Consider the following 16,928-nt stretch of genomic DNA (forward strand, 5'->3'; position numbering starts at 1 on the left):
TTGGCAACGGCAGCAGCGGCAATATCAGCAGGAATGCTGATGGTCACCGTACCTGATTTGACACATTCGTTGGCATCTTTCACTTTCCAAGAATAGGTTCCAGCGCTAAGTCCGCTGAATACACTCGAAGCGACATAAGTAGCACCGTTATCTTTGGAATACATCAATGTGCCCGTTCCTCCGGAAGCGGTGATGGTAAAGCCGGTATTGGCTACGCCAAAGCAAAGCGGATTATTGGCAACAGCAGATGCTGCGATATCAGTTGGTTGGCTTATTGTAACCGTACCTTTCAACACACAATTATTAACGTCTTTTACCGCCCATAGATAGCTTCCTGCGGCAAGCCCGCTAAAGACGTTCGATGCTTGGTAAGTTAATCCATTATCTTTGGAATACATCAAGCTACCTGTTCCTCCTGTAGCGATAATGCTGATTGAACCGTCGGTTCCTGCATTACATTTAGGATTTACTGCTGTTGCCGATGATACTACTATAGGCGGTGGTTCAACAAGAACTACCGATCCTGTTGCTATACAACCTTTAGAATTTTTTACTTCCCAATGATAGGTACCCGCTAATATAGTAGTAAGATCCTCAGTATCCGCTGTAAAGTTATTTGGACCTGTCCATGAATAGGTATAAGGAAGCAAACCTCCTGTTACAGTAAGATTTATGGAACCAAATCCTCCATTGCAAGCGGGATTAGTTGCAACTGCCACAGCTTTTGGATTTGAGTCGACCTTAAATTGAATGGGAGCTCCTGGGAAATCTTTCAATTCAGATTGTTGTGAATTCCCGGAAGATCTGGTTCTAATAAATAACGTACTGAGTGAAAAACAAGGATCTTGTACAGCTGCGAATACTTGACTAAGATTGATAGCGCCCTCAGCCCATTGATTCACACCATAATCACCACCTATACCAGTGCCATTGGGATCACTACCATATACATCAAAGGGTACATGAGTTGGCGAGGTATTATTAGTAATGAAAATTCTACCCAGAAACTCTGAGTTTGGATGAATTACATATTCATAACCCCCTCCTGCTTTAGCTGTCCATACTCGAATTACTGCATTTGCATCGCCCCCTCCATTGGTAAACTCAATAGTGAGCAGGATGTCACCAACTGTGCGACCACCCTGGGTTCCTAAACTAGTAAAACCCCCACTACCTCCAGTGATTGTTCCATTGGTGCTAGTAGTTGCGCCTGTCATAGTCAATGATTTCTGTAAAAACTCAAAATCTATATAACTACTACCGGTAGTAACCTGACGGTCACCAGCAAATAGACACCATAAATCAGTTGATAATCCGCCTAATTTAGGATCCCCATAAGAAAAATGAGCACCAGCATTTTGGATTTCATTTTTGTTTGGTGAATTCCCTGGACCCCAAGTATACATATTGGGGTTGTCATTAATTTTATTTGATTTAGTAAAAATGGTCAAATCGTTGATATACCTATCCTGTAAAAAAAAAGATACTTCAGGATAGAGTAGCTCTCCAGTGAATGGGTTAATTACACCGTGACCTTCAATGCCAGGGTGTTGGGAGTCAAACAAGTCTCCTACATTTTCATATCCAGCAGGTGAATGAGCGAAAGCATCACCATCAACACCAGAACCGCCTTTAGGTAATAGTACAGGCACTATGCCTCTCATCACCCCTTGTGCACTAGCTGTACTGTTTGTCAATACAATTGTCATTAATAAAAAGGACAAAGTAAGCCAGTGACGCCAATAAAAGTGCCTTGATCTCGATAGGTAATCTTTGTGATTTATTTCATTAAATTTTGTAAAATTTAATTTAGAAGTGGAGTTTTTCGTTAAAAAGCAACATATTATTTTGTTGTATAAGAAATCGAAAAACTTTAAAAATGTATTCTTTTTCATAATAATAGTATTTTAACACCATATGTATATTTTAAATTTGAAGGTTAGAGAGTCGGAGCGAACATACATCTTCATATAAAATAATGAAGGCAGCCGTCATCTAAAGCTTGTATTTATCACAGAAATAAAAAACAAGCTTTTAATTGCCAAAATCGATTTGTAAAAATTGTTCAGATTAATTTCAAAACGATTCGATTAATAAAGTATAAAAGGTTAGTATACGAAGAGTACATAATGGGGAAATGTACCATCGCTAGTTTTACCATTTTCAAATAAAATAATTGAAAATGACTTTTTCAAACATAGGTAGTATGTAAAATGTGGGGATCAGAATGTATTACCTACTGCAAACCTAAAGTTGATTAAACAACAACTTAAATCGAATATTTTTTTAGTGATTCAAAGTTAGGTATTATATTAGATAAGCAAGGAATAAAATAAGAAACAAGACAAGATTCTATTATTTCCGACAAAGAATATACTTCACTAAGAAAAGCTTTATAAAAATAAATAATTAACGACTAATAACATGTTAATTAATTGATTGTCAATATTTTATTTGTTTTTTTTGAAATAATTTTTTTAAAATAACTAAATATGTCCCAAAACAGGGGCTGCAATTTTCTAATATAGTATTGCTTACCGTTCTGAGTAAGTTTGTATTAATTTTAGTTTTCCTTCTGTGAGATAGCTTCGTTCAACTTTTGTTATTTTTAAATTTAGGATAGAAAAGTCAAGATTTGTGCTATTCAACTCCCTTTAAACCCCACTAATTTTGTATCAGAAAAGGAGCAATCCTAAATAATTGAAATCAGTACGATGAAGTTAGCTTATATTCTGTTTTTACAAATTTGCCTTTTAACTATCTCTAATAGTTATGGCAATTGTACTGTAAACAGGATCAATAATAATACAGCAACTGAATCAGTTCTTGAAGTATTAACTGATAATACGCCTAAATTTGAAAAAGCCTTCACAGATAATAACCAATTGGAATTTATCTTGTCGGAGAATACTTTCGAAACGAAGAAAGATACTACAGGCTTATTTGGATTTCCTCTTAATTTAAATGGTAAAAACTTAAGAGATCGCTGTTTTGTTTATACAAAAAGTATAAAATTGAACAATAAAGGACTATTGGAACGAAATAGTATTCCTTTTCGAAACGTAGCACGAAATATCCTGTTTCACAACTTGAAAATCCATTTTTAAACAGCTAATTTGTTGAAATTAAGATTGTTAAATCGATGGTGTAATTAAGTTTATTTTTTACTTCATGTGAAAAAACGTATTAACAATTTTATTCAAATTGAATAATACTTACTATCTTTAAGTGATCATTAAATTTTTTCGGCAAATAAATAGTTGTAAGTCTTCATTCAAAAATGATGTACTACTATACTTATTTATCTAGAATTCTAGATAGAATGAGTGGCTATCTGCATCACCTTAAGCAGTAATTATTACATCTAAAAAAACATAACTAATCTCATGGTGATCAGTTGTGTGCATTTCAATATTAAATATCATCTTTTTTTTTTAACTAAAATATATCATTATGCATTTAACACCCAGAGAGATTGAGAAGTTAATGCTGCATACAGCAGGCGAATTAGCTCAGAAAAGAAAAGCCCGCGGCTTAAAATTAAACTATCCTGAAACCATTGCTCTTATTAGTAGTGAATTGATGGAACGTGCCCGCGATGGTAAATCAGTAGCCGAATTGATGCAATACGGCGCGACACTTCTTCGCAGAGAAGATGTGATGGAAGGAGTTCCGGAAATGATTCATGATATACAAATTGAAGCAACATTTCCAGATGGAACTAAACTAGTAACAGTGCACAATCCGGTGCGATAACCTAAAAAAAAACAGTTATGATTCCAGGAGAAATTATATTAAAAGATAGCGATATCATTTGTAATGAAGGTCGCGATACAATAAAAATTAAAGTTACAAATACCGGTGATCGACCTATACAAGTAGGTTCCCATTTTCACTTTTTTGAAGTGAATCGAATGATGTCTTTTGACCGAGAAAAAGCATTCGGAATGCGATTAAATATTATTGCCAGTACCGCAGTTCGATTTGAGCCAGGCGAAGAAAAAGAAGTTGAATTAACTGAATATGGTGGCGGTCAGCGCCTTTTTGGTCACAACAATTTAGTGGATGGAGACTTATCTCCACAAAATAAAGCTGCTGCATTAGAAAGATTAGAACAAGGGAAATTTAAAAATGTCAAATCATGAGTTTAGAAGTAACTAGAAAAAATTATACCAGCATTTTTGGTCCAACGGTAGGAGATCAAATACGCTTGGGGGATACCGACCTTATTATAGAAATTGAAAAAGATTTCTGCTCTTATGGAGATGAACCGAAATTTGGCGGCGGAAAAACAGTAAGAGATGGTATGTGTCAGTCATCAACGGCTATGCGTGACGGAGGTGTTCTTGACTTTGTTATTACGGGAGCTACTATTATTGACCATTGGGGAATTGTAAAAGCAGACATCGGAATTAAAGATGGAAAAATTATTGGCGTTGGTAGAGCAGGGAATCCTGATATTTCCGATAATATTACTCCTGGTATGATCATCGGAGCTTCGACAGAAGTTCATGGCGGACATGGTTATATTGTTACGGCTGGAGGAATTGATACCCACATTCACTTTATTAGTCCTACCCAAATGGAAACTGCTTTGTATAGTGGTATTACGACAATGATAGGTGGTGGAACCGGTCCCGCAGATGGTACAAATGCGACGACCGTTACTCCAGGAAAATACAACATTAAGAGAATGCTGCAAGCTGCAGAAGCTTTTCCGGTGAATGTAGGTTTCTTCGGAAAAGGGAATGTGGCTACCGAAGCTCCAATTGCGGAACAAATTGAAGCTGGAGCCTTAGGGGTAAAAATCCACGAAGATTGGGGAGCAACTCCTGCTACTATTGACGCTTCTCTAAAAGTAGCGGACAAATATGACGTTCAGGTTGCTATTCACACAGACACACTTAACGAAGGAGGATTTCTTGAAGATACGATGAATGCTATTGCAGGACGTGTCATTCATACTTTCCATACCGAAGGAGCAGGTGGTGGTCACGCGCCCGATATTATCAAAGCGGCGATGTATCCAAATGTATTGCCGGCATCTACAAACCCTACCAGACCTTACACCACAAATACAATAGACGAGCACTTAGATATGTTAATGGTTTGTCATCACTTGAGTCCACAAATACCGGAAGATGTCGCTTTTGCTGATTCACGTATTCGTCCTGAAACTATTGCGGCCGAAGATGTACTTCAAGATATGGGCGTATTCAGTATCATGAGTTCCGATTCTCAAGCGATGGGTCGTGTAGGTGAGGTAATTACTCGTACCTGGCAAACGGCCGATAAGATGAGAAAACAAAAAGGACATTTGGCAGAAGATGAAGAAAATAAAAATGACAACTTCCGTGCAAAAAGATATGTTTCTAAATATACGATCAACCCTGCAATTGCTCACGGAATATCCAATCACGTGGGATCTATAGAAGTGGGTAAAATTGCCGATTTAGTAATTTGGAAACCAGCCTTATTTGGAGTAAAACCTGAAATTATCGTAAAAGGTGGATTTATCGCTGCAAGTAAAATGGGTGATGCCAATGCTTCAATTCCAACGCCTCAACCTATTATCATGCGTAATATGTTTGGAACCTACGGAAGAGCATTGACAAAAACTGTTTTCACATTTGTTTCTCAAGCCAGTATTGACAATAATATTGCTGAAGAATATGGTTTGGAAAAAACCTTATTAGCGGTATCAAACTGTCGAAACATTGGGAAAAAAGACATGATTCACAACAATGCTACACCAGAGATCATGGTAAATGCCGAAAACTATACTGTGACAATTGATGGAGAGAAAATCACTTGTGAACCGGTCGACAAACTGCCATTAGCACAGCTATACTTCCTGTTTTAATTTATAAATAGTCCAATTCTCACTACGACAATGACTGTGTCGTAGTGAGATGAGGAATAAAAATATCAAAAAAATTTATGAATACTTGGAAAATTAATTTGGGTTTAATTCTTGTCCTGGTATGTGCCAGTTTATCAACGGCTCGTGCACAAGAAGGATCTTTAATGCTTTATGGTTCTCTAAATTATAAAGACAATAATAATACAGGGAGTAGTTTTGGTGCAAACCCAATCGGACTGGGTTGTTTTTTTAATGATCATGTCGTTGCAGGGATGAACTTTGCTTTTGACAAAGAGAAAAATGGCTTGGGAAATCTTACCGATTCCAAACACGAAGTTGGTCCCTTTTACAGTGATTCTTGGAAAATTGGTGATCACTTTGTAATCATCGCACAGCTTGATGCACATTATGTATGGGGAAATACGCTGATGAATACTATAGGGGCCTATAGTTATGACGGCTACCTTGCCAGAATTTATCCAATTGTTGCAGTTTCTCTGGGTCATGGATGGGCATTAAAAGCTAAATTCTGTGAATTATCCTATGAAAAAACTACCGGAGACGACAGCAATAAAACAACTAATCGAACCTTTATAGCAGGAGTAAATGGGTCAACATTAGGACTGGGCGTTTCAAAAAATATCTCCCTTAAAAAAACAAAATAATGATTATACAACAGATAATCGGAAACACGCAAACACAATCAATTGAAGGTCTCGAGATCGATTTGCTGGAAATAGAGTGGTTTGAAGCCACTAAGAGAATTCAGCGTAGGCGAACAAACTCCGGGATGGAAATTGCAATAAAATTTATTCAGGAAGGGCAGCGGCTGCATCAAGATGATATTCTCTATCAGGATGACAAAAAAGTGGTCGTAGTTCATATTAAACCTTGTGAAGCGATAGTAATGACACCGGCATCCTTATTAGAAATGGGCACCATTTGTTATGAAATTGGCAACAAGCATCTTCCATTATTTATTCAAAACGACCAGATTATGATGCCTTTTGAAATGCCCATGTTTCGATGGCTGGAAGCCAGTGGCTATTCGCCTGAAAAACAGGAAATACAACTTTTGCATTTGCTGAAATCAAATGTAGCGCCTCACGGTCATGGCAGTACGTCACTTTTTACAAAAATTCTAAATATAGCAGCTTCAAATGACTAACATAGAAAACACCTATTTAGGAAGTCTGCTCCATCTGGCAGACCCTACTTTGCCTATTGGAGGGTATTCCCACTCCAATGGATTGGAGACCTACGTTCAAGATGAAGTGGTACATACTGTAGCTTCAGCAAAAGTATTTGTTAGCAATATGCTGACGTACAACATCAAATACAATGACGCAGCATTCTTAAAACTAGCCTATGAAGCTACTGCTAATAATGATTTAGAAACTATAATTAAACTGGATCAGGAATGCAGTGCTTTAAAAAGTCCAAGGGAAATAAGAGAAGCGAGCCAGAAACTGGGAATTAGACTGATCAAAATATTCCGAAGACAAAAGGCTTTTGATATCATCAGCGAATATGAAAAAGCAGTTGCAAGCAAAGAAGCTACCGCACATTATTGCATTGCCTTTGGGATGTATGCGCAGTTGTTGGAAATCCCTCTTGCCGAAGCCTTATTTGCATTCTATTACAATGCCGCCATCGGGATGATTACCAATTCGGTTAAGCTGGTGCCGCTTGGACAATTGGATGGGCAAGATGTGTTATTTGAACTTCAACCGCTCATCAAAAAACTAGCAAAAGAAACATTAACAATAGATAGAGATCTTGTGGGACTTTGCAATATCGCATTTGATATTCGCTGTATGCAACACGAGAGACTTTATTCAAGATTATACATGTCTTAAAAAACAAGAAAAAGAAAAATGGAAACAAGAAAATATGTTAAAATAGGAGTTGCAGGACCTGTAGGATCAGGAAAAACAGCATTGTTAGAACGCCTAAGCCGAAAAATGCTGAATGATTATAATTTAGGAGTAATCACCAATGACATTTACACGAAGGAAGATGCCGAATATATGGTAAAAAACAGTCTTTTGCCCAAAGAGAAAATCATTGGAGTAGAAACAGGAGGCTGCCCTCACACAGCAATTCGCGAAGATGCCAGTATGAATTTGGAAGCCGTAGACGAATTGGTTTCTCGCTTTCCGGATATCGAATTAATCCTTATCGAAAGTGGCGGCGATAATCTTTCTGCAACCTTTTCACCAGACCTTGCCGATGTGACTATTTTTGTAATTGACGTGGCCGAAGGAGAGAAAATCCCTCGCAAAGGCGGACCAGGTATCACAAGATCTGATTTGCTTTTGATTAATAAAATTGACCTGGCTCCTTATGTTGGTGCAAGCCTCGAAGTAATGGAAAATGATGCAAGAAGAATGAGAAAAGGAGCACCATTTGTATTTTCAAATCTTAGATCTACAGAAGGTATTGATGAGGTTATAGGATGGATCAAGAAATATGCATTGCTGGAAGATGTTGAAGAACCCAATTTAATCCGATAATCGAATGCTAAGTACCCTAAAAATTGAAGTAGAAGAGCGAGAGGGACAATCATTTTTAAGAGATGCATACGTTACGCAGCCTTTCAGGATTACACCTGTGGGACAGTATAAATCCGATAGGGCAGCTTATTTAATGATTGCGAGTACGTCACCGGGAATTTTAAGTGGTGATACCTATGATATTCAAGTGAATATCAAAGAAAATGCACGTTTGCAATTGCAATCGCAATCCTACCAGCGATTGTTTAATATGGAAGGCAGTGCTTCGCAAATGATGGATGTCAAAATCGATAAAGGCGCTTCATTTTCTTATGTGCCACATCCGGTTGTACCGCACGAGGCTTCGACTTTCAAAAGTATAAACAGAGTTTCGATAGATGATGATTGCGAACTCACCTTTAGCGAAATTATCACCTGTGGCCGTAAACATCACGGAGAAGAATTTAAATACGCTCATTTTCAAAATCTTCTGGAAGTCTATCACCACGACCGACTCATTTTGAAGGACAATGTCCTGCTAAGACCAGACATTATGCCCTTATCGGCTATGGGTTTGCTGGAAGGCTTTACGCATCAAGGAACTTTGGTCTATCTAAATACAAAAAATGAGGATGTGGAAGACCATATCGAACACTTTTATAAAGAATTGGAAGAATTGGAAAATGTATCTTTTGGAATCAGCGCACTTGAAGCCAAAGGTTTTGTCATTAGAATACTAGGAAATGGAGGAGAACAAATGTTTGATTTCTTCAGAAAGGTACAGAGCGTGCTTTGGGAAGAGAAAATAGCAATACAAATTTAAGCAACTCATGGATTCAAGTTTAATAGCATTAGCAATTACGGCTGTCAGTATCAGTTTTTTTCATACCGCTTCAGGTCCGGATCATTATTTGCCATTTATTGTTTTATCGCGTTCCCGCAAATGGAGTTTGTCCAGGACTATTATGCTGACCATTGTTTGTGGTTTAGGCCATATTCTGAGTTCGGTAGTTTTAGGACTTATTGGAGTTTTCTTAGGCTGGCAAATCAATAAAATCACGTTTTTTCAGGATTTTCGAGGTAACATTGCGAGTTGGGCGCTACTACTATTTGGTGCAATTTATCTTTGTTATGGGCTTTGGGCCGCTTATAAAAACAAAGCTCATAAACACTTTGACGTGATGGGCGAAGATGTGTTTGTGTATTCGCACAAACACGGTGAAGTGGTTATGCCGACCAATCGAATTAAAGTAACTCCACTGGTGTTATTTGCCATTTTTGTCATGGGGCCAAGTGAACCACTGGTTCCGTTACTATTTTATTCAGGATTAAATCGTTCCGTTCCGGAAATTTCCACACTCATAGGTGTCTTTACAATAAGCACAGTTTTGACTATGCTTGTAATGGTACTTTTAGGCGTTTACGGATATTCTTTTTTCAAAGCAGAAAAACTCGAACGCTATACGCCCGCAATTAGTGGAGCGGTAGTTTTAGCCTGCGGTGTCGGGATGGTCTTTTTAGGTTGGTAATTCAAACAATTTTTAACTGTTACAAAGTATATTAAAATGAAAGAAAAACAAAGAATAGCTGAAACAGTACTCAAGGGTATCGGTCAAATTATGCTTCAAGAAAGTGCTTGGACGGGTTTACTATTTCTAATAGCAATATCGTATGACTCTATACTTATGTGTGCTGCGGCTTTGCTGAGTTCCACTATCGGAACTGGAACAGCAAGAATTTGTAAGTTCAGTGACAAAAACATAAATGCAGGTTTATACGGATTTAATGCAACGTTAATTGGAATTGGATTGGTGTTTTTCTTCGAAGCCAGTCCATTGATATGGTTTGCATTGGTTTTAGGGTCTATACTCAGCACCCTTTTGATGGAATTTTCTATTCGTAAAAAAATCCCCTTTTTTACTTTTCCGTTTATCGTGATTACGGCAGGTTTTATTTTGGGATTAAAACACTTTGATCTTGCCACTTTAAACGTTCCTAAAGCTACAACCGCAATAACAAGTGAATTAATTGACTTTAGAGTGGTTGCCCATGCGTATGGTCAAGTGATATTTCAAGGAAGTCTCTTGGCGGGATTATTGTTTTTCTTGGGTGTCTTTGTAAAAAATCCAACGGCTGCCTTATATGGTTTTGTGGCAGCACTTATTGCGAGTGCCGTTGCACGTTTTGATCAGGATTCGGTACAATTAATCAATGATGGCATGTTTAGTTTTAATGCTGTTTTATGTGGAATTGCTTGCAGCGGATTAAAACCGAGGGATGGAATTTATGTATTTCTGTCTGTAATAATAGCTACCTACTTTGATGTTTCCATGATGGAGAATGGCTGGATTACACTAACGTTCCCATTTGTTTTAGCGATGTGGGTAATCGTGCCTCTAAAAAAGCTGGTGAGCTATTTTGAAAATAAAATAAAGAACAAAAATAGTAACCCATTGGGTGTGTGATTATTTGAAGTGAAATATTGGTCAAGATTTAGTAGGTCGATAAAATTATTGAGGATCAGTGCTAAGATGGTTTGGACATTCAAACTAAAAGTGCATAAAAAGTTAAGGGCATATAATTCTTCTTCAACTACCTTTTCATAACGAGATAAATAATTTATATAAGAAATCTTTAGTACAAAAAAAACAGTAATAATAAAAACAAATAAGATTATGAGCGAGATTAGAAAAAATTCAAGAAACACGGAAAATGCACCAAAAAGCCCAGTTTCAACACAAACTGTGGCATTTTCTCATTACAACAATATTTCAGCACAATTGCCTATAGATCCTAAAACTGGTGAAATCGTTGGAAATGCTATAAAAGATCAGGCAAAGCGATGCTTAACAAATATTCAAGCGATTGTAGAAAGTATCGGCCACGTTATGGATGATGTTGTTAAAATCACGGTTTTCCTTAAGGATATTTCTGATATTGAGGCTGTAGACGAAGTGTATAAAACATTCTTCAAAAGCGACCTTCCCACACGTACAACCGTTGCAGTCGATGCTTTACCTATCGATGGTGCTTTGTTACAAATGGATGCCCTGATCTCAAACGGTGAAGGTACCACTCCGCAAAAACCTTTAGATCTCGTTAAGGTAACAAGAAACACAGAAAATGCGCCAAAAAGCCTACACGCACAAACGGTAGCTTTTTCTCATTACAACAATATTTCAGCCCAACTACCTATCGATCCTAAATCGGGTAAAATAGTAGCTGGTGGTGTAAAAGAGCAGACGGAACAATGCTTAAATAACATTAAAGCAATTTTAGAAAGTATCGACCACGTTATGAACGATGTCGTAAAAACAACCGTTTTTCTTAAAAATAGCTCAGATGTTGAGGTCGTAAACGGAGTTTTTGCGGAATTCTTCCCAAGCTATGTTCCTGCAAGAACAATTGTTAATGCTTTAGCTTTACCTATGGATGCTTTGGTACAAATAGATACTGTTGTATCACACGGTGATGGAACACCTCCACAACTTCCTGAAGACGCCCGCTTCCTGGTAATTGAAGCAAACAATACAGAAAATGCACCAAAAGTTCCGTATACACAAAGCGTTGCTTATTCTCATTACAATCATATTTCAGGTCAATTGCCATTAGACCCAAAAACGAATGAAGTGGTAGCTGGTGGTGTAAAAGAGCAGGCCGTACAGTGTTTAAACAACATTAAGGCAATTTTAGAAAGTATCGACCACAATATGGATGATATTGTTAAAATAAATATCCAACTTAAAAATATGGGAGATATTGATGCTGTAAACGAAATTTATACTACATTTTTCAAAAGCGATTTGCCTGCAAGAACAGTGATTGGTGTTGCAACTATCCCTATGGATGCTTTGATCCAAATTGATGCCGTTGTATCTAACAGCGAAGGTACACCTGCCTAAGCACCAGATTATTTCAGGTTTTTGATCTTATGTCTCATAGGACAGAAATTCACAAATAGTATAAGATAAAAAAATAGCTTGGGTTATTCCTAGGCTATTTTTGTAATTAGGCTATAATAAAGAAAGAAGACATTGTGCACAGAAGTATTTGGGAAAATCCATTCACAGCCAAATTTAAAATTTAGGACTTTAAAAACTGTAATCGGTATTCAGAAGGAGATTGTCCTACCACTTTTTTAAAGATACGCGAAAAATAAGAAGGCGATTGATAATTTAATTCAAATGCTATTTCTGCTATTTCTTTCGAAACATCTTGCAAAAGAATTTGACTGTGCTGGATCGTAATTTCATTTATCCATTGTTTTGGAGCCTTTCCAGTGGTTTCCTTAACACATTTATTGAGATAATTATCTGATATTTTTAATAAATCAGAATAAAAATCTATGGTTTTATGCTTAATGTGGTTTTTCTGTACTAGTTCTCTAAAATGAAAAGAGATAGACCTTGCACGATTGATCAGCCCGCTAGCTGAATTTTCTGTTCGTATAATTTTTAATAATACGGATTGAAAAAGAGCTATAGTTATCGCATTATTATGTTCATCTTCGTTTAATTCTTCTTCTAATAATTCAAATAAACGAATAAGCCAACTGATGGTATTAGGATTTAAAATGGAAAATGGAGAAGTATAAAAGAAGTTTAAATGACTGGTGTTTAACGCAATCTTAGTGATAACCTCATTTTCATATATGACAAAAAAACCTTCAATATCCTCTGAAAGTTCTAAGGTTGCCGTAAAGTTCCCTTGTTTGACATTCAGGGCTTCATTAGCATTAATTATAAAAACAGAGGTTTCCAGCTGTTGTTTTACATATCCCTTTGTTACAAAAATCAGAAAGTTAAAAGTCGTTTGATAGGGATTAACAGGTATTACAATTTTTTTTAAATAATTTTCAATTCGATACAGTTGCAAGTTGGAATTATTAAAGAGATTATGAGTTGTTATATCGGGAAGAAATAACTTTTTGTACTCATAATTACTAATTAATTTCGGGCTGTTTTTCATGTAAACTTAATTTTATAATAAAATTACAAAGAAAAATAGTTAAGTATCAATTAAATGCAATCAAATTGCAATCAAAACTTTCTTCCAGGAAATGCAGGCTCGAAAAGGATTCTGTAACGATAGAGAAGATTTCTAATTTGTTCTCACAAAAAACAACTAAAACTAAAATGCCACTTCTTGCTTGGTCGTTGTAAGTGTTTTAAATACAAGCCTTTTTAGTTTTTTAATATTAAGTTTAGCGACCACTGGCGCAAGAAATAGGTTTTGGATTATTGCGTCCTACTATAACTTTCTGTTTTATGAACAATATTTTTTTAATTGAGCTATCTATTGTTGAAGATCCAATAGAACCAAATTACAGTAAATTTTTTATCGCTATATTTTTAACTCCTTGTTTTTTAATGTCAATTTCATAAAAACATTTGATTTGTCCTGTTCTTGGTTTAAAAGAACAATTTTTCATCTTGAATAATTTTAATATTTGCATATCATTATTAAAAAGAGTATATAATTACTGTTTGTGTAATTTTAATTTGTTTTTGTTGACAATAAATCATTGATAATGGAAATATGTTGCGTAATGAATATGGTGTCAACCTGCTAAATTATCGATAAATACCCAATATAGTGTACTTGAAATGAGAATCGGCATTAGTAAATGATGGATTACATATAATGGAGGACGACAAAAGTAACCTTGCTGTAAATCCTATTAATCATACAAATTTTTATATGGAGAAATTTGTCAAAAACGGGCTCAACCATATAACAGCCTGCAATACCTATTAACCAATAACCATTAAATTTTAACTAACAAACGAAAAATTATGCAAAAAATAGATATTCATAATTTGATAGACAACGCAAAACTGAACCGATTCCATTGGACGGTGATATTCTGGTGTGCACTAATCATTATTTTTGATGGTTATGACTTGGTCATTTACGGGGTAGTTTTGCCTGTATTGATGGAAAAATGGAATTTGACACCCTTAGAAGCCGGTACTTTGGGGAGTTACGCACTCTTTGGGATGATGTTTGGGGCATTAATATTTGGAACGCTTTCCGATCGTATTGGCCGAAAAAAAGCCATTATTATTTGTATTTTCTTATTCAGCGGATTTACTTTTATCAATGGATTTGCAGAAACTCCTTTACAATTTGGAATTTTGCGTTTTCTTGCAGGACTTGGAATTGGCGGTGTAATGCCTAATGCTGTGGCTTTAATGACGGAATATGCTCCCAAAAAAGTCAGAAGTACTTTAGTGACATTGATGTTTAGCGGTTATTCTGTAGGAGGAATGCTTTCTGCCGGATTGGGAATTTTCTTAATCCCAAATTTTGGTTGGCAATCCGTATTTTATGTTGGATTAGTACCGATACTTTTATTGCCTTTAATTATTAAATTCTTACCGGATTCTGTTGGGTTTTTAGCGAAACAAAATAGAACCGATGAGGCCAAAAAAATACTTTCACTAATTGAACCAACGTATGTTCCTACCGCAGTCGATGTTCTAGATCCTGGAGAAGCAAAAGCTGCCGGAGCCAGTATCAACCAACTTTTTAAGCATAACAGAACGCTAAGTACAATTATGTTCTGGATCGCTTTTTTTACCTGTCTTTTGATGGTTTATGGACTAAATTCCTGGTTGCCCAAATTAATGACTAAAGCAGGTTATGAGTTAGGTTCCAGTCTTACTTTTTTATTGGTTTTAAATATTGGAGCCATAGTAGGAGCCATAGGCGGGGGCTGGCTTGGTGATCGATTTAATTTAAAAACAGTACTGATTTCATTTTTTGCCGTCGCTGCTATCTCTTTGAGTTTACTTGGTTTTAAAAGCTCAACGATGGTATTGTATATTTTAATCGCTATTGCTGGAGCAACCACTATTGGCACACAAATATTATGTTATACCTATGTTGCGCAGTTTTACCCTATAAACATTAGATCTTCCGGTATTGGATGGGCATCAGGAATAGGTAGATTAGGGGCTATACTTGGACCCATTTTAGGTGGAGCTTTGATGGGTTTAGAATTGCCTTTTCAATTCAATTTTGTGGCATTTGCTATTCCAGGCGCCATAGGCGCTTTGGCCGTTTGTTTTATTAGTGTAAAGCACGGCCAGGAGAAAAAAGCACAAGTACAACAACAGCAAATAGATGGTCTGGAAACAATTATTTTGAAAAACGGATAGTTTACACAAAGCCTAGCCCCGAATTATTAAGGGTTTATAGAACATAAAATTATAAAAAATGAAGTTTAAAAAAATAATTGAACTATCGGGTTTGTTACTATTTACAATGTTAGTTAACGCTCAGGAAACCATTAAAAAAAAGGATAGTATTGTTGCTGTCGCGCAAGAAAAAAAAGAATCCCTTTTTGATATCAAGTTCTCGGGTTTTATTCGACATGATGCCATATTTGATTCCCGTCAGACTGTTGATGTAAGAGAAGCGGCAGTGGTACTTTGGGGAAAAGATGTTGACTTTGATGCCAATGGGAAAGACAGAAATTCTGCTTCCAAGTTTCAAATGCTGAATGTATTATCAAGAGTCGGTGTCAAAGTAAATGCACCCGATGTTTTAGGGGCAAAAACTGCTGGATTCCTTGAAGGTGATTTTTTTGGTAATGCAGAAGGAGGAATCAATGAATTTCGTTTGAGACATGCTTGGATTACCCTTGATTGGAAGAAAACCCAGTTGGGAATTGGTCAATTTTGGCATCCGCTAACCATTCCGGAAATGTTTCCTGGAGTAGTAAACTTCAGTGGAGGCGCACCTTATATGCCGTACAACAGAAATCCTCAGATTCGTTTTACCCAAAAGTTAGATGCGAATTTTAATCTTATGATAGCAGCCGTTTCACAAAGGGATTTTACTTCGAATACGGCTCCATACAGAAACAGCTCACTTCCTTCGGGACATGTTCAGCTAAATTATAAAAACAAAGATGTTTTGGTAGGTTTGGCAAGTCACTTTGAGCAAATTCGACCTAAAACAGCTTCTGGATTGACCAATGATTTCTCTAACGAAAGAGTCAACAGTGTTTCGGTTATGGCCTTTGGTCGTTTTGAAACCAAGCCAATGACAATAAAAGCAGAAGCGATGTATGGCGAAAACGCAACATCCTTCATTATGCTTGGAGGCTATGTAGGATATACACCCACTTCAGGTCCGGGTTTAGAAACCTATTCGACAATGGCGACACAGTCTTTCTGGATTGATTTAACCGGAAAAACTAAAAAAATAATTCCCGGATTCTTTGCTGGCTTTAGCCAAAATGACGGTGCCAATAATCCGATTTCGGGGAAAGCAGTGGCTTATGGATTTTCAAATGCCGTAGGAGGTATTGCGGCTTCAGGAAATGCAACGAACAGAACCATTAACTATATTTATCGATTGGCACCGCGAATTGAAGTGCCAATTAAAAACCTGAAATTTGGTTTGGAAGCCGAATATTCGGCTGCCGAATGGGGGAACGCGGATAACAGCGGAAGAGCCGTAAGCAATCTGAATTTAGTAGGAACTTGGAGGGTAGTATTTGCCACAGTGCTAAAATTTTAATTTTTTTTTTAATGCGTTGGCTGTGATTCAGAACGAAT

Annotated in this window: 16 protein-coding genes; 14 read left to right on the forward strand and 2 right to left on the reverse strand. The window is 36.7% G+C overall.

Features of this window, described 5'->3' with window-relative positions; translation table 11 throughout:
• A partial coding sequence (locus tag BUB25_RS13010; protein ID WP_170860235.1) for a SprB repeat-containing protein occupies positions 1-1,697 on the reverse strand: 1,697 nt, incomplete at its 3' end.
• A 1,017-nt stretch (positions 1,698-2,714) separates the two neighbouring features.
• Here BUB25_RS13010 and BUB25_RS13015 point away from each other — a divergent pair.
• From BUB25_RS13015 to BUB25_RS13070, 12 genes are all read left to right on the forward strand, one after another.
• Positions 2,715-3,107, forward strand: a complete 393-nt coding sequence (locus tag BUB25_RS13015; RefSeq protein ID WP_072945074.1) for a hypothetical protein — start codon at positions 2,715-2,717, stop codon at positions 3,105-3,107.
• Positions 3,108-3,453: 346 nt separating this feature from the next.
• On the forward strand, positions 3,454-3,756 hold the full coding sequence (gene ureA, locus BUB25_RS13020) for an urease subunit gamma (protein WP_072945076.1): 303 nt from the start codon (positions 3,454-3,456) through the stop codon (positions 3,754-3,756).
• A gap of 17 nt (positions 3,757-3,773) precedes the next feature.
• Positions 3,774-4,145, forward strand: coding sequence for an urease subunit beta (gene ureB, locus BUB25_RS13025; RefSeq protein ID WP_072945078.1), 372 nt, complete (start codon positions 3,774-3,776; stop codon positions 4,143-4,145).
• Positions 4,142-5,863: an urease subunit alpha gene (gene ureC, locus BUB25_RS13030; RefSeq protein WP_072945080.1), complete on the forward strand. Its 1,722-nt coding sequence runs from the start codon at positions 4,142-4,144 to the stop codon at positions 5,861-5,863. Before ureB ends, ureC begins: the two co-directional genes overlap by 4 nt.
• A 77-nt stretch (positions 5,864-5,940) precedes the next feature.
• Positions 5,941-6,528 (forward strand): hypothetical protein, encoded by a 588-nt coding sequence (locus tag BUB25_RS13035; RefSeq protein ID WP_072945082.1) that lies wholly within the window; start codon positions 5,941-5,943, stop codon positions 6,526-6,528.
• Positions 6,528-7,031 (forward strand): urease accessory protein UreE, encoded by a 504-nt coding sequence (gene ureE / locus BUB25_RS13040; protein ID WP_072945084.1) that lies wholly within the window; start codon positions 6,528-6,530, stop codon positions 7,029-7,031. The genes BUB25_RS13035 and ureE overlap by 1 nt, the downstream gene beginning before the upstream one ends.
• 1 nt (position 7,032) lies before the next feature.
• Entirely contained in the window at positions 7,033-7,722 is a 690-nt protein-coding gene (locus tag BUB25_RS13045; RefSeq protein WP_072945289.1) for an urease accessory protein UreF, read from the forward strand.
• Between the two features lie 18 nt (positions 7,723-7,740).
• Positions 7,741-8,379 carry an urease accessory protein UreG gene (gene ureG, locus BUB25_RS13050; protein ID WP_072945086.1) on the forward strand — a complete coding sequence of 213 codons (639 nt, stop codon included), beginning with the start codon at positions 7,741-7,743 and terminating at the stop codon, positions 8,377-8,379.
• Between the two features lie 4 nt (positions 8,380-8,383).
• Positions 8,384-9,181 (forward strand): urease accessory protein UreD, encoded by a 798-nt coding sequence (locus BUB25_RS13055; RefSeq protein WP_072945088.1) that lies wholly within the window; start codon positions 8,384-8,386, stop codon positions 9,179-9,181.
• Between the two features lie 7 nt (positions 9,182-9,188).
• A complete protein-coding gene (locus tag BUB25_RS13060) occupies positions 9,189-9,887 on the forward strand; it encodes a hypothetical protein (protein ID WP_072945090.1) in 699 nt (232 codons plus the stop codon).
• A gap of 36 nt (positions 9,888-9,923) precedes the next feature.
• Entirely contained in the window at positions 9,924-10,823 is a 900-nt protein-coding gene (locus tag BUB25_RS13065) for an urea transporter (RefSeq protein ID WP_072945092.1), read from the forward strand.
• A gap of 210 nt (positions 10,824-11,033) precedes the next feature.
• On the forward strand, positions 11,034-12,260 hold the full coding sequence (locus BUB25_RS13070) for a RidA family protein (RefSeq protein ID WP_072945093.1): 1,227 nt from the start codon (positions 11,034-11,036) through the stop codon (positions 12,258-12,260).
• Positions 12,261-12,441: 181 nt separating this feature from the next.
• On the opposite strand, the gene BUB25_RS13075 is transcribed toward BUB25_RS13070, so the two are convergent.
• Positions 12,442-13,326: a helix-turn-helix domain-containing protein gene (locus tag BUB25_RS13075; RefSeq protein ID WP_072945095.1), complete on the reverse strand. Its 885-nt coding sequence runs from the start codon at positions 13,324-13,326 to the stop codon at positions 12,442-12,444.
• Between the two features lie 827 nt (positions 13,327-14,153).
• Here BUB25_RS13075 and BUB25_RS13080 point away from each other — a divergent pair.
• Positions 14,154-15,521, forward strand: a complete 1,368-nt coding sequence (locus tag BUB25_RS13080) for an MFS transporter (RefSeq protein ID WP_072945097.1) — start codon at positions 14,154-14,156, stop codon at positions 15,519-15,521.
• Between the two features lie 58 nt (positions 15,522-15,579).
• On the forward strand, positions 15,580-16,890 hold the full coding sequence (locus BUB25_RS13085) for a DcaP family trimeric outer membrane transporter (protein WP_072945099.1): 1,311 nt from the start codon (positions 15,580-15,582) through the stop codon (positions 16,888-16,890).
• Positions 16,891-16,928: the final 38 nt, after the last annotated feature.

This window comes from Flavobacterium granuli (assembly GCF_900129705.1).
Taxonomy (GTDB): Bacteria; Bacteroidota; Bacteroidia; order Flavobacteriales; family Flavobacteriaceae; genus Flavobacterium; species Flavobacterium granuli.

Excerpts from the sequence above, each read along its gene's own strand:
- BUB25_RS13080 (WP_072945097.1), top strand. The coding sequence starts at position 14,154 with ATGCAAAAAATAGATATTCATAATTTGATAGACAACGCAAAACTGAAC.
- ureC (WP_072945080.1), top strand. The coding sequence starts at position 4,142 with ATGAGTTTAGAAGTAACTAGAAAAAATTATACCAGCATTTTTGGTCCA.
- BUB25_RS13035 (WP_072945082.1), top strand. The coding sequence starts at position 5,941 with ATGAATACTTGGAAAATTAATTTGGGTTTAATTCTTGTCCTGGTATGT.
- ureG (WP_072945086.1), top strand. The coding sequence starts at position 7,741 with ATGGAAACAAGAAAATATGTTAAAATAGGAGTTGCAGGACCTGTAGGA.
- BUB25_RS13060 (WP_072945090.1), top strand. The coding sequence starts at position 9,189 with ATGGATTCAAGTTTAATAGCATTAGCAATTACGGCTGTCAGTATCAGT.
- ureA (WP_072945076.1), top strand. The coding sequence starts at position 3,454 with ATGCATTTAACACCCAGAGAGATTGAGAAGTTAATGCTGCATACAGCA.
- BUB25_RS13085 (WP_072945099.1), top strand. The coding sequence starts at position 15,580 with ATGAAGTTTAAAAAAATAATTGAACTATCGGGTTTGTTACTATTTACA.
- BUB25_RS13065 (WP_072945092.1), top strand. The coding sequence starts at position 9,924 with ATGAAAGAAAAACAAAGAATAGCTGAAACAGTACTCAAGGGTATCGGT.
- BUB25_RS13015 (WP_072945074.1), top strand. The coding sequence starts at position 2,715 with ATGAAGTTAGCTTATATTCTGTTTTTACAAATTTGCCTTTTAACTATC.
- BUB25_RS13075 (WP_072945095.1), bottom strand. The coding sequence starts at position 13,326 with ATGAAAAACAGCCCGAAATTAATTAGTAATTATGAGTACAAAAAGTTA.
- BUB25_RS13055 (WP_072945088.1), top strand. The coding sequence starts at position 8,384 with ATGCTAAGTACCCTAAAAATTGAAGTAGAAGAGCGAGAGGGACAATCA.
- ureE (WP_072945084.1), top strand. The coding sequence starts at position 6,528 with ATGATTATACAACAGATAATCGGAAACACGCAAACACAATCAATTGAA.
- BUB25_RS13070 (WP_072945093.1), top strand. The coding sequence starts at position 11,034 with ATGAGCGAGATTAGAAAAAATTCAAGAAACACGGAAAATGCACCAAAA.
- ureB (WP_072945078.1), top strand. The coding sequence starts at position 3,774 with ATGATTCCAGGAGAAATTATATTAAAAGATAGCGATATCATTTGTAAT.